Raw genomic sequence first — 11,332 nt, forward strand, 5'->3', positions numbered from 1 at the left:
CGCGGCAGAAGTTCATCCGCCCGCACTGCCCCTGGCAGAACGGCAAGGTCGAGCGCTTCAACCGGACCCTCGCGACCGAGTGGGCCTACCGGCAACCCTTCACCAGCAACCAACACCGCGCCGACGCGCTTGACCCCTTCATCGAGCACTACAACACTGAACGAATCCACTCAAGCCACCGGCTCACGCCCGCGGCCCGAGTGTCACCAACGTCATGACCCAGTACACCTAGGCGGCGGGCGCGGATCCCCCGTCGACGACCTGGACGGTCGCGCCCTTGACGTCGACGGCGAGCATGAGGGCCGTCCACGGCGTGGCGCTGTTCCCGGCGACGAGCTCGGCGGCCGTGAGGCGCTGGCCCGGGTCGCTGCCGAGCACGAGGAGCGACGGCCCCGCCCCCGAGACGACGGCCGCGTAGCCGCGCTCGCGGAGCAGGTGGACGAGCTCGTTGGTCTCGGGCATCGCGGCGGCGCGGTAGTCCTGGTGCAGCCGGTCCTCGGTGGCCGCGAGCAGCAGCTCGGGGCTCTGGATGAGGGCCGCGATGAGCAGCGCCGAGCGCGAGACGTTGAAGATCGCGTCCTCGTGCGGCACCGACTCCGGCTGCAGGCTGCGGGCGAGCGCCGTGGACATGGTCGCGACCGGCACGAGCACGAGCGGCGAGACGCCGCGGTGCACGGCGAGCTTCTTGTGCTGCGGGCCCTTGCCGTCGACCCACGCGATGGTGAGGCCGCCGAAGAGCGCAGGCGCGACGTTGTCGGGGTGGCCCTCCATCTCGGTGGCGAGGCGGAGGAGCACGTCGGCGTCGATCTCGACCGTGCCGGCGAGCAGGCCCTGGGCCGCCATGATCCCGGACACGATGGCCGCGCCCGAGGAGCCGAGGCCGCGGCCGTGCGGGATCCGGTTCTCCGCGACGAGGTCGAGGCCCGGCATCGGCTGGTCGAACGCGGCGAACGTGTGCGCGATGGCCGTCACGACGAGGTTCGTCTCGTCGGTCGGCACCTCGCCCGCGCCCACGCCGCGGACGTCAACCGTGGCGCCGGGCGCGTCGCGCACCGTCACGGTGAGGTCGTCGTACAGCGCGAGCGCGAGGCCGAGGGTGTCGAAGCCGGGGCCGAGGTTGGCGCTCGTCGCGGGCACGCGCACGTGCACGCGCCGTCCGGTCGCGAGCGCCGAGGGCATCGGACCGTCGGTCACGACGCGACCAGGTCGAGCACGCCTGCGATCTCCGCCACGTCGGTGCCCACGCTCGTGGGGGCGACGTCGGATCCGTCCGCGGTGCGGAGCGCCCACTGCGGGTCCTTGAGGCCGTGGCCCGTGACCGTGAGGACGACCGTCGCGCCCTTCGGGATCTGCCCGGCCTCGGCGCGCTCGAGGAGCCCGGCGACGCTGATGGCCGACGCGGGCTCGACGAAGATGCCGACCTCGGCCGACAGGATGCGATGCGCCTCGAGGATCTTGGCGTCCGAGACCGCGCCGAAGTAGCCGTCGGTGAGCAGCTGCGCCTCGAGGGCGAGCTTCCACGAGGCGGGGTTGCCGATGCGGATCGCGCTGGCGATCGTGTCGGGGTCCTTCACGATGGCCCCGTCGACGATGGGCGCGCTGCCGGCGGCCTGGAAGCCGAACATGCGCGGCAGCTTCGTGGCGTTGCCCGCCTCGAGGTCCTCGCGGTAGCCGCGCGTGTACGCGGTGTAGTTGCCCGCGTTGCCGACGGGGATGAGGTGGAAGTCCGGCGCGTCGCCCAGCACCTCGACGACCTCGAAGGCGCCCGTCTTCTGGCCCTCGATGCGGTCGTTGTTGACGCTGTTGACGAGGTGCACCGGGTAGTTGGCGCTGAGCTCGCGCGCGATGTCAAGGCAGTCGTCGAAGTTGCCGCGCACCTGGAGCAGCTGGGCGTCGTGGGCGACGGCCTGGCTGAGCTTGCCCATCGCGATCTTGCCCTCGGGCACGAGCACGGCGGCCGTGATGCCCGCGTGCGTCGCGTACGCCGCGGCCGAGGCCGACGTGTTGCCGGTCGACGCGCAGATCACCGCCTTCGCGCCGTGCTCGACGGCCTTCGAGATGGCCATCGTCATGCCGCGGTCCTTGAAGGACCCGGTCGGGTTCATGCCCTCGTACTTGACCCACACCTTCGCGCCCGTGCGGGCGGAGAGCGCCGGCGCGGGGATGAGCGGCGTGCCGCCCTCACCGAGGGTGATGATCGGGGTGGCGTCCGTGACGTCGAGGCGGTCGGCGTATTCGCGGAGCAGTCCGCGCCATTGGTGGGCCATCAGGCTCCTTCTACTCGGAGGACGCTCGCGACTGCCGTCACCGCGTCGAGGTTCGAGACCGCGTCGACGGTGGCCCGGAGGGCCGCGTCGGTGGCGCGGTGCGTGCCGATCACCAGGCTAGCGGTGGGCCGGGCGCCCGCCCCTCCCGCCACGGGGGCCTGATGCGTCGTCTGCTCGAGCGTCTCCACGGAGACGCCGTGCTCGCTGAACAGCTGCGCGATGCGGGCGAGCACGCCCGGCTCGTCCGCCACCTGCAGCGTGATCTGGTACTGGGTCGTGATCGCGCCCACGGGCAGCGTCTCGAGGTCGGCGTGCGTCGACTCTGCGACGCCCGGGCCGCCGACGACGTGGCGGCGCGCGGTCGAGACGACGTCGCCGAGGACGGCGGACGCGGTCTGCACTCCCCCGGCGCCCGCGCCGTAGAACATGAGGTCGCCGGCGGCCTCGGCCTCGACGAAGACGGCGTTGTTCGCGCCGTGCACCGCGGCGAGCGGGTGGTCGCGCGGCACGAGCGCCGGGTAGACGCGGGCCGAGACGCCGTCGCGGCCGGTGGCGGGATCCGTGAGGCGCTCGCAGATGGCGAGCAGCTTGATCACGTAGCCGGCCTTGCGCGCCGAGTCGAACTGCGCGGACGAGAGGCCCGTGATGCCCTCGCGGTGCACGGCCTCGACCGGCACGCGCGTGTGGAAGGCGAGGCTCGCGAGGATGGCGGCCTTCTGCGCGGCGTCGTAGCCCTCGATGTCGGCCGTCGGATCCGCCTCCGCGTACCCGAGCTCGGTGGCCGTCGCGAGGGCCTCGTCGAAGCCGAGCCCGTGGGTGTCCATCTCGTCGAGGATGTAGTTGGTCGTGCCGTTGACGATGCCGAGGATCCGCTCGACCCGGTCGCCCGCGAGGCTGTCCCGCAGCGGCCGGATGATGGGGATCGCGCCCGCCACCGCGGCCTCGTAGTAGAGCTGCGCGCCGACCTGCTCGGCTGCCTCGAAGAGCTCGGGTCCGTGGGTCGCCAGCAGCGCCTTGTTGGCCGTGACGACGTCGGCGCCGGAGGAGATGGCCGCGAGGATGTGGGCGCGCGCCGGCTCGATTCCGCCCATCAGCTCGATGACGATGTCGGCCCCGAGGATGAGCGACTCCGCGTCCGTCGTGAGCAGCTCGCGCGGCACCGACGGGTCGCGCGGCGCATCCGCGTCGCGCACCGCGATGCCCACGAGCTCGAGCCGGGCGCCCACGCGCTGCGCCAGCTCGTCGCCGTGCTCCCGCATGAGGCGCGCCACCTGGGTGCCGACCGAGCCGCAGCCCAGCAGGGCGACGCGCAGGTTCCGGTACTCGATCATCGTGCTCCGTTCACGTCGGGGGATGCGGCCGCTGGCGTGCCGAGGTCGCGCGCCAGCAGGTCGGCCTCGGTCTCGCCGCGCACGATGACGCGCGCCTCGCCGTCGCGCACGGCGACGACGGGTGGACGGCCGATCCAGTTGTAGTTGCTCGCGAGCGCCCAGCAGTAGGCGCCCGTCGCGGGGACGGCGAGGAGGTCGTGGGGGCGGACGTCGCCCGGCAGGTAGTCGGCGAGGACGACGAGGTCGCCGCTCTCGCAGTGCTTCCCGGCGATGCGCACGAGCGCGGGATCCGCATCGGACGCCCGGCCCGCGATGCGCACCGAGTAGTCGGCGCCGTAGAGGGCGGGGCGCGCGTTGTCGCTCATGCCGCCGTCGACGCTCACGTAGCGGCGGACGGCGGTCTCGGCCTCCTCTGCGACGCGCGCGTCCTCGACGTCGCCCGTCGCGGAGGAGGCCTCGGCGACCTCGCCGTCGACGCCTCCGACGGTCACGAGCACGTCCTTGACCGTGCCGACCGCGTAGAGCGTGGCGGTGGAGGGGCCGACGATGCTGCGGCCGGGCTCGACCGCGATGACGGGCGCCGGGATCCCCCGCCTGCCGCACTCGTCGCCGACGATGCGCGCGAGCCGCCGGGCGATCTCGGGCACGGGTACGGGCCGGTCGACCGACGTGTACGCGATGCCGAAGCCGCCGCCGAGGTTGAGCTCGGGGACGGGGCCGTCGGCGAGCAGGCGCTCGTGCAGGTCGAGCAGGCGGCGGGCGGACTCGACGAAGGCGTCGGTCTCGAAGATCTGGCTGCCGATGTGCGCGTGCAGGCCCGTGAAGGAGAGGGACGCGTGGGAGCGGATCCGCGCGACGACGCCCGGCGCGTCCTGGAGCGTGATCCCGAACTTCTGGTCCTCGCGCGCCGTGGCGAGGTACTCGTGCGTGTGGGCGTGCACGCCGCTGTTCACGCGGAGCCGCACGGGCTGGACGCGTCCGTGCGCGGCGGCCGCGGCGGCGATGCGCTCGACCTCGACCCGGCTGTCGACGACGATCTGCCCGATCCCGGCGCCCACCGCCCGGTCGATCTCGGCGACCGACTTGTTGTTGCCGTGGAAGCCGAGGCGGGCGGGATCCGCGCCGGCCGCGAGCGCGACCGCCAGCTCGCCGCCGGAGCAGACGTCGATGTGGAGGCCCTCCTCCACCATCCAGCGCGCGACCTCGATGCTGAGGAACGCCTTGCCCGCGTAGTAGACGCGGGCGCTCGTCCCGACGGCGGCGGCCTCGCGCGCGAACGCCGCGAGGGTCTCGGCGGCGCGGGAGCGGACGTCGTCCTCGTCCATCACGTAGAGCGGCGTGCCGAAGCGCGCGGCGAGCTCGGTGGCGGGGACGCCCGCGATGCGGATGGCGCCGTCGTCGCCGCGGGCGGTGCCGCGGGACCAGACCGCGGGATCCAGCGCGTTCGCGTCGTCGGGCGGCCGCAGCCAGGACGGGGCCAGCGGGTTCGCGGTCACTCGGTCACCTCTTCGGGCGCGGGGGCGGACGTGCGGGATGGCGAGCGGACCCGGTGTGGTCCCTGGAGCCGTGAGGGGGGGCGGTGCGTCCGATCCTACCGAGGCCGGACCGGGCCCCCGCCCATGTGACGGCGGCCGCCGCGGAGCGGGCCCACCCGCTAGCCGCAGCTGCCGGTGACGCCCAGCGAGTCGCGCGTCAGCTTCACCGAGGAGGACTGCACGGTCATCGACGTGCGCCCGTCGGCGACGGTGACGTCCTGCACCTGGACGCCCGCGGGCAGGTACTGCGCGACGCACACGGGGTACGTGATGTCGCGGATCCCCTGGATGGTCTGCGCGAGGTCGACCTTCAGCGATCCCGCCTGGAGCTCGACCTGGGCGGGCGTGATGACGATGGTGGAGCCGTCGCGCAGCTCGGGCGTCGCCTCGACGGTGTAGCCGAGTGTGAGGCCGAGGACCCGCGTGGACCCGGAGTAGCCGAGCGTCCCGTCGCCGAAGCGCAGGTCGAGCGGCGTGCCGGCTGTCTTGGCGAGCAGGGCGCTCGCGGGGGCCTGGTCCATCGACACGGTCGCGACCACGTCGCCCACGGTGCGCTCCTGGTCGGTGGGCACGTCGGTCGCGACGATGTGCGCCTGGAAGGGCGTCCCGTCGGCCTGGAGGTTCGGCCCGTCGAGCACCACGCGGTCGAGCGTGCCGCGGATGAGCTGCGGGATGACCCAGTCGCCCTCGATCGAGACGTCGACGCGCCCGGTGATCTGCCCGGGCAGCTGGTCCGCGATCTGCTTCTCGGCCTGGTCCTGGGCGACGCCGCGGACGGTCTGGTCGATGATCCGCAGCCCGAACGCGAGCCCGACGCCGATGACGGCGAGCACGAGCAGCCAGATGAACACGGTGCCGCCGCGCGGGCCGCGACGGCGCCTTCGGGCCTCCCGCGGATCCCGCCGCTCGGGCGCCTCGAAGACCTCGGTGCCCTGGAAGCGCCCCGACATGATCCGCTCCCCTACATGCGCTCGGGGGCCGAGACGCCCACGAGGTTTAGTCCGTTGGCGACGACCTGCCGGACCGCGTCGTTCAGCCACAGGCGCGTGCGGTGCAGGTCGGTGACCTCCTCGTCGCCGCGCGGGACGACCCGGCAGCTGTCGTACCAGCGATGGTAGGAGCCCGCGAGCTCCTCCACGTAGCGCGCGACCCGGTGCGGCTCGCGCAGCTCGGCCGCCTGGGCGACGATGCGCGGGAACTCCTGGAGGAGGCCGAGCAGCGCCGACTCGGTGGGGTGCGTGAGCAGCTCGGGCGCGAAGGCCGAGCGGTCGACGCCCGACGCGGCCGCGTTGCGGTCGACGGCGCACGTGCGCGCATGGGCGTACTGCACGTAGAAGACGGGGTTGTCGTTGGTGCGCTTGCCGAGGACCGCGAGGTCGATGTCGAGGTTCTGGTCGGCGGAGGAGCGCACGAGCGCGTAGCGGCCGGCGTCGACCCCCACCGCGTCCACCAGGTCGTCGAGCGTGACGATGGTGCCGGCGCGCTTGCTCATCCTCACGGGCTCGCCGTCGCGCAGGAGGTTGACCATCTGGCCGATAAGGATCTGCAGGTTGACGCCCGGGGTGTCGCCGAACGCCTCGACCATGGCCATCATGCGGCCGACGTAGCCGTGGTGGTCGGCCCCCAGCATGATGATGTTCTGCTCGAAGCCGCGCTCGCGCTTGTCGAGGTAGTAGCCGAGGTCGCCGGAGATGTAGGCGGGCTCGCCCGTGGAGCGGATGACGACGCGGTCGCGGTCGTCGCCGAACGTGGTGGTGCGCAGCCAGATCGCGCCGTCCTCCTCGAAGACGTGCCCGAGCTCCGTGAGGCGCGCGATCGCGCGGTCGACGGCGCCGGACTCGTGCAGGGAGTCCTCGTGGAAGAACACGTCGAAGTCCACGCCGAAGTCGTGCAGCTTCTGCTTGATCTCGCCGAACATCAGCTCGGTGCCGCTCTTGCGGAACACCTCCTGCTGCGCTTCGCGGGTGAGGGCGTCGATGTCGCCCTCGTACCCCTCCACCACGCGCTCGGCGATCTCGCCGATGTAGGCGCCGCCGTAGCCGTCCTCGGGGGTCTCCTCGCCGAGGTGGCTCGCGAGGAGGCTGCGTGCGAAGCGGTCGATCTGGGATCCGTGGTCGTTGAAGTAGTACTCGCGCGTGACGTCCGCGCCCTCGGCCTGCAAGATGCGCGCGAGGCTGTCGCCGACCGCGGCCCAGCGCACGCCGCCGAGGTGGATGGGGCCGGTCGGGTTCGCGGAGACGAACTCCAGGTTGATGCGGATCCCCTCGAGCGAGTGCCCTCGGCCGTAGGCGGGGCCGGACTCGACGATGGTGTGCGCGAGGGCACCCGCCGCCGCCGCCTCGAGCGTGATGTTGATGAAGCCGGGACCCGCGACGTCGACCTTCGCGACCTGCGGCAGCTCGCCGAGCGCCTTGGCGATGTCGGCGGCGATGGTGCGCGGGCTCTCGCCCAGCGGCTTGGCGATGCGCATGGCGATGTTGGTGGCCCAGTCGCCGTGATCCCGGTTGCGCGGGCGCTCGAGCACGACCATGTCGGGGCTGAGCGCGATGGCGTCGCCACCCGGTCGTCGTCCTGCCGTCCGGGCCACGATCTCGAACAGGGCGCCGGTCAGGTCAGGGGTCGTCATGGGGATCGATCCTACCGGCGGGCGCGACCGGCCCCACCCGACCCGCGCGTCCGCGCGACGTCCCACGCACCGGGACCGTCCCAGCGGGGCACCTACCGGTCTCGGTAGGGTGTCGATCCCGCCTCCCGCACGTGGCACGACGCCGCGCGCCGAGCGTCGCACCCGCGGCGCGCCCGGATCCGAAGGAGCACCACCATGCCCGCCCGCCTCCCCGCGCCCACCCGGCCCCGCATCGCCCGCTCCCTCCCCGCCACGGCGGCCGCCGGCATCGCGGTGGCCATGCTCCTCGCCGGCTGCTCGAACCCCGCACCCCTCCAGCCCGCGACGCCCGCCCCGTCCGCGAGCGCCGGCGGCGGGCAGGCGCAGGGCGGCGGATCCGGCACCGGGCCGAGCGCCTCCCCCACGCCCGCGCCGCCCAAGGGCACCCCGGTGACGACCACGTGCGACCAGCTGCTGCCGGACCTCGCAAAGTTCGGCCCCGGCTTCGCGAGCGAGGCGCTCCCGGCCGACACCTCGACGGACGGCCTGCGCGCCGACGTCCTCACGATGCAGGGCATCGCCTGCGCCTTCCGGTCGTCCGACGGCACCGCGGTCGAGATCGACGTGGCGCAGCCCGTGGCGGCGGAGCTGCAGTCGCGGCGCGACGCGGCCATCCTCCTGGCCGACCCGATCGCCGGCTACCCGTCGGGCGTCGAGGCGTACTTCGAGCTGCAGGACGCCATCGGCGTCGCCACCATCTACTCGTCGAAGCACATGGTCGTCATGCGCTCGGCGTCGTTCTACGAGCCGGGCGACCACGCCGACCTCGGCAACGCGGTCTTGAAGACCGTCGGCGGCTGATCCGACCCGTCAGCCGAGGCGCACGGGCGCGGCCACGTCGTCGACCGGCAGCTCGTCGACCGTGGCCATCACCTCTATGCGCGAGATGGTCACGAGGCTCCGCGTGTTGGTGAGGAACGCGGTGTCGGAGGCGTGACGACCCGTGGAGATCCGCAGCAGGCTCTGCCGGGGTGCGAGCCCGGTGGCGTCCACCACATGCCACGCGCCGTCGACCCACGCCTCGGCGACCGCGTGGAAGTCCATGGGGCTGAGGCCCGGCGCGTAGACCGCAGCCAGCCGCGCGGGCACGTCGAGCGCCCGGAGCATGGCGATCACGAGGTGGGCGTAGTCGCGGCAGACCCCGCGGCGGGCGAGCAGGGTGCGGACGGCGCCGTCGGTGGGGAGGCTGGAGCCCGGCGCGTACCGCAGGGACTCCGCGACGAACTCGCGCACGGCGGCGAGGAGCGGGAGGCCGTCGAGGCCGCGGAACTCGCCGCGTGCCGTGGGGAAGAGCGTGTCCGACTCGCAGTAGCGGCTCGGGCGGCGGTAGATCCAGAGGTCGACGTCGTCGACGGGCGCGGGGTCGCGGCGGCCCGTGACCGTGGCGCGGTACTCCATCGTCAGGACGCCCGCGCCGGTCGTCAGGACGTGCAGCCGGGTGTCGTGCCGGTCGACCACCTCGGTCGCCTCGATCGGCCGGCCGCCGAGGGCGAAGGAGAGGTGCTCGGACGCGATCTCCGCGCCCCGGGCCACGGCGACCGCGAAGGCCATCTCGCTCTCGCCGGATACCTGCAGCTCGAGCATGGAGGAGACGTCGCGGCGCATGCGTCCATCGTGGCATCGGATCCGCCCCGCCCGGTCCGCCCCCCCCCGGCACGCGCCGGCGCTCAGCCCGGGTGCGGCCCCGTCGAGGCGCGCGCCACGAGGGTCGGCTCGAGCAGCCGGGAGGCGGCGTCCCGGCCGTCGACGAGCGCGAGCAGGGTCTCCAGCGCGAGCCGCCCCATCTCGTGCACGGGCGAGCGCACGCTCGTCAGCCCGATGGATCCGGACGCCGCGAGCGGGGTGTCGTTGTAGCCGACCAGCGCGACGTCGTCGGGCACGGACAGGCCCGCGTCGCGGAGCGCCCCCATGGCGCCGATCGCCGCGAAGTCGTTGGTCGCGAAGAGCGCGTCGGGCGCGTGCCCGGCGCGCAGCACCTCCTCGGTCGCCTCCCGGCCGGCCGCGGCGTCGAAGCCCCGCTGGATCACGCGCTCGGCCGGCACGGGCATCCCGGCCTCGGCGTACGCGTCGAGGAAGCCGCGCGTGCGGTCGACCGCTGTGGAGGCGAACGACATCCCCGCGAGGACGGCCGGCCGGGTGCGTCCCCGGGCGATGAGGTGCTCGGCGGCCAGGCGCCCGCCCGCGACGTCGTCGCACGTGACGGCCACGTGGTCGCCGCGGCGGCGCGAGACGAGCACGAACGGCACGCCCTCTTCCGCGAGCTCGTCGAGCAGCGGGTCGTCGAGGTGGGCGTCGCCGAAGATCATGCCGTCGACCCGGCGGTCGAGCATGCTGCGGGTGCGGCTGCGCTGGAGGTCCGGCCGGTCGAGGCTGTTCGTCACGAACGTGGAGATGGCGCGCTCGGTCGCCGCCTCGTCGATGCCCTCGTACACGGTGGCGAGCACGTAGTCCTGGAGGCGCGGGACGAGGACGCCGACGAGGTCGGAGCGGGAGGTGCGCAGGCTCGCGGCATGCGGGTTCCGCCGATAGCCGCTGCGCTCGGCGATGTCGCGGATGGCGGCGACGGTCTCGGGGCCGGCCCAGCGACCGGGGTGCTCCTCGCGGGAGTTGAGCACGCGGGAGACAGTGGTGATGCTGACCCCGGCGAGCTCCGCGATCATGCGCTGCGTGGTGGGCGGCCGGCGCTTCTGGGTCACTCGTGGCTCCTCACCCGGATCAGCATGGCACAGCGTCGCGCACCGCCACGCTGGCGACCCGTTGCACGCCGCCGAGCCGTCCGCGGGGAAACATCCCCGCAACAGGACGGCAACGTGATCGTTCGACGCAAACCATTGACGCAATCGTTTGTGCATCGCAGGATCGTCCGCATGCCCCACGTCCTCGTGCTCGCCACCGGCGGGACCATCTCCTCGCGCACGCGCGCCGACGGATCCGCGGTCGCCGCCGATCCGGCCGAGCGCCTGCTCGGATCCGTGCCCGCCCTCCCGCCCGGCGTCACCGTCGCCACGCGCGACGTCCTCCGGGTCAACTCGTTCGCGCTGACGCACGGCGACCTCCGCACCATCGCGGACGCGGTCACCGAGGCGCTCGCGCGCGACGACGTGGACGGCGTGGTCATCACGCACGGCACGGACACGCTCGAGGAGACGGCGTTCCTCCTCGACCTCGTGACCCGCGACCCGCGGCCGGTGGTGCTCACGGGCGCCCAGCGCTCGGCCGACGACCCGGCGGGCGACGGACCGGGGAACCTGCGCGACGCCATCGTCGTCGCCGCATCGTCGGAGGCGCGCGGGGCCGGCGTGCTCGCCGTGTTCGCCTCGCGCATCCTCGCGGCCGACGGCCTCGTGAAGGCCCGCACGCTGGATCCCGACGCCTTTGCCGCCCGCGACGGCGTGCCGCTCGGCCGCGTGGTCGGCGACGACGTCCGCATGACCGCCCGGCCGCGTGCGCTCCCCGTCCTGCACGCGCCCACTCCCCGCTTCGACCGGATCCGCGTGGACTGCGTCAGCGTCCACCCCGGCGCCGACGCCGTGC

The 11,332-nt window shown here is 73.7% G+C and carries 11 protein-coding genes; 3 read left to right on the forward strand and 8 right to left on the reverse strand.

Features of this window, described 5'->3' with window-relative positions; translation table 11 throughout:
• Positions 1-218: integrase core domain-containing protein (locus tag HDR73_RS10945; protein WP_287136438.1), on the forward strand; the 218-nt coding region annotated here is incomplete at its 5' end.
• A 10-nt stretch (positions 219-228) separates the two neighbouring features.
• On the opposite strand, the gene thrB is transcribed toward HDR73_RS10945, so the two are convergent.
• The 6 genes from thrB to argS form a co-directional block, all read right to left on the reverse strand.
• Positions 229-1,179 (reverse strand): homoserine kinase, encoded by a 951-nt coding sequence (gene thrB / locus HDR73_RS10950; RefSeq protein WP_041464940.1) that lies wholly within the window; start codon positions 1,177-1,179, stop codon positions 229-231.
• Between the two features lie 11 nt (positions 1,180-1,190).
• Entirely contained in the window at positions 1,191-2,267 is a 1,077-nt protein-coding gene (gene thrC, locus HDR73_RS10955; protein ID WP_012298856.1) for a threonine synthase, read from the reverse strand.
• Positions 2,267-3,598, reverse strand: a complete 1,332-nt coding sequence (locus tag HDR73_RS10960; RefSeq protein ID WP_012298855.1) for a homoserine dehydrogenase — start codon at positions 3,596-3,598, stop codon at positions 2,267-2,269. Before HDR73_RS10960 ends, thrC begins: the two co-directional genes overlap by 1 nt.
• Entirely contained in the window at positions 3,595-5,094 is a 1,500-nt protein-coding gene (locus HDR73_RS10965; protein WP_012298854.1) for a diaminopimelate decarboxylase family protein, read from the reverse strand. Before HDR73_RS10965 ends, HDR73_RS10960 begins: the two co-directional genes overlap by 4 nt.
• A gap of 158 nt (positions 5,095-5,252) precedes the next feature.
• On the reverse strand, positions 5,253-6,083 hold the full coding sequence (locus tag HDR73_RS10970; RefSeq protein WP_012298853.1) for an LmeA family phospholipid-binding protein: 831 nt from the start codon (positions 6,081-6,083) through the stop codon (positions 5,253-5,255).
• A gap of 11 nt (positions 6,084-6,094) precedes the next feature.
• Complete coding sequence (gene argS, locus HDR73_RS10975) at positions 6,095-7,759, reverse strand: arginine--tRNA ligase (RefSeq protein WP_012298852.1); 1,665 nt, start codon at positions 7,757-7,759, stop codon at positions 6,095-6,097.
• Positions 7,760-7,954: 195 nt separating this feature from the next.
• Between argS and HDR73_RS10980 the strand changes: the two genes are divergently transcribed.
• Positions 7,955-8,599 (forward strand): hypothetical protein, encoded by a 645-nt coding sequence (locus tag HDR73_RS10980; RefSeq protein WP_012298851.1) that lies wholly within the window; start codon positions 7,955-7,957, stop codon positions 8,597-8,599.
• Positions 8,600-8,608: 9 nt separating this feature from the next.
• Here HDR73_RS10980 and HDR73_RS10985 read toward each other — a convergent pair whose 3' ends face one another.
• Both HDR73_RS10985 and HDR73_RS10990 read right to left on the reverse strand, forming a co-directional pair.
• Positions 8,609-9,403, reverse strand: coding sequence for a transglutaminase-like domain-containing protein (locus tag HDR73_RS10985; RefSeq protein ID WP_012298850.1), 795 nt, complete (start codon positions 9,401-9,403; stop codon positions 8,609-8,611).
• 62 nt (positions 9,404-9,465) lie between these two features.
• Positions 9,466-10,494 (reverse strand): LacI family DNA-binding transcriptional regulator, encoded by a 1,029-nt coding sequence (locus HDR73_RS10990; RefSeq protein WP_012298849.1) that lies wholly within the window; start codon positions 10,492-10,494, stop codon positions 9,466-9,468.
• Between the two features lie 171 nt (positions 10,495-10,665).
• On the opposite strand from HDR73_RS10990, the gene HDR73_RS10995 reads away from it, so the two are divergent.
• Positions 10,666-11,332, forward strand: a 667-nt coding sequence (locus HDR73_RS10995) for an asparaginase (protein ID WP_287136439.1), incomplete at its 3' end; no start/stop codon positions are given.

It is taken from the genome of Clavibacter sp. (genome assembly GCF_014802555.1).
Lineage (GTDB): Bacteria > Actinomycetota > Actinomycetes > Actinomycetales > Microbacteriaceae > Clavibacter > Clavibacter sepedonicus.

Coding starts and splice junctions, on each gene's coding strand:
- thrB (WP_041464940.1), bottom strand. CDS start 1,179: ATGCCCTCGGCGCTCGCGACCGGACGGCGCGTGCACGTGCGCGTGCCC.
- thrC (WP_012298856.1), bottom strand. CDS start 2,267: ATGGCCCACCAATGGCGCGGACTGCTCCGCGAATACGCCGACCGCCTC.
- HDR73_RS10960 (WP_012298855.1), bottom strand. CDS start 3,598: ATGATCGAGTACCGGAACCTGCGCGTCGCCCTGCTGGGCTGCGGCTCG.
- HDR73_RS10970 (WP_012298853.1), bottom strand. CDS start 6,083: ATGTCGGGGCGCTTCCAGGGCACCGAGGTCTTCGAGGCGCCCGAGCGG.
- argS (WP_012298852.1), bottom strand. CDS start 7,759: ATGACGACCCCTGACCTGACCGGCGCCCTGTTCGAGATCGTGGCCCGG.
- HDR73_RS10980 (WP_012298851.1), top strand. CDS start 7,955: ATGCCCGCCCGCCTCCCCGCGCCCACCCGGCCCCGCATCGCCCGCTCC.
- HDR73_RS10985 (WP_012298850.1), bottom strand. CDS start 9,403: ATGCGCCGCGACGTCTCCTCCATGCTCGAGCTGCAGGTATCCGGCGAG.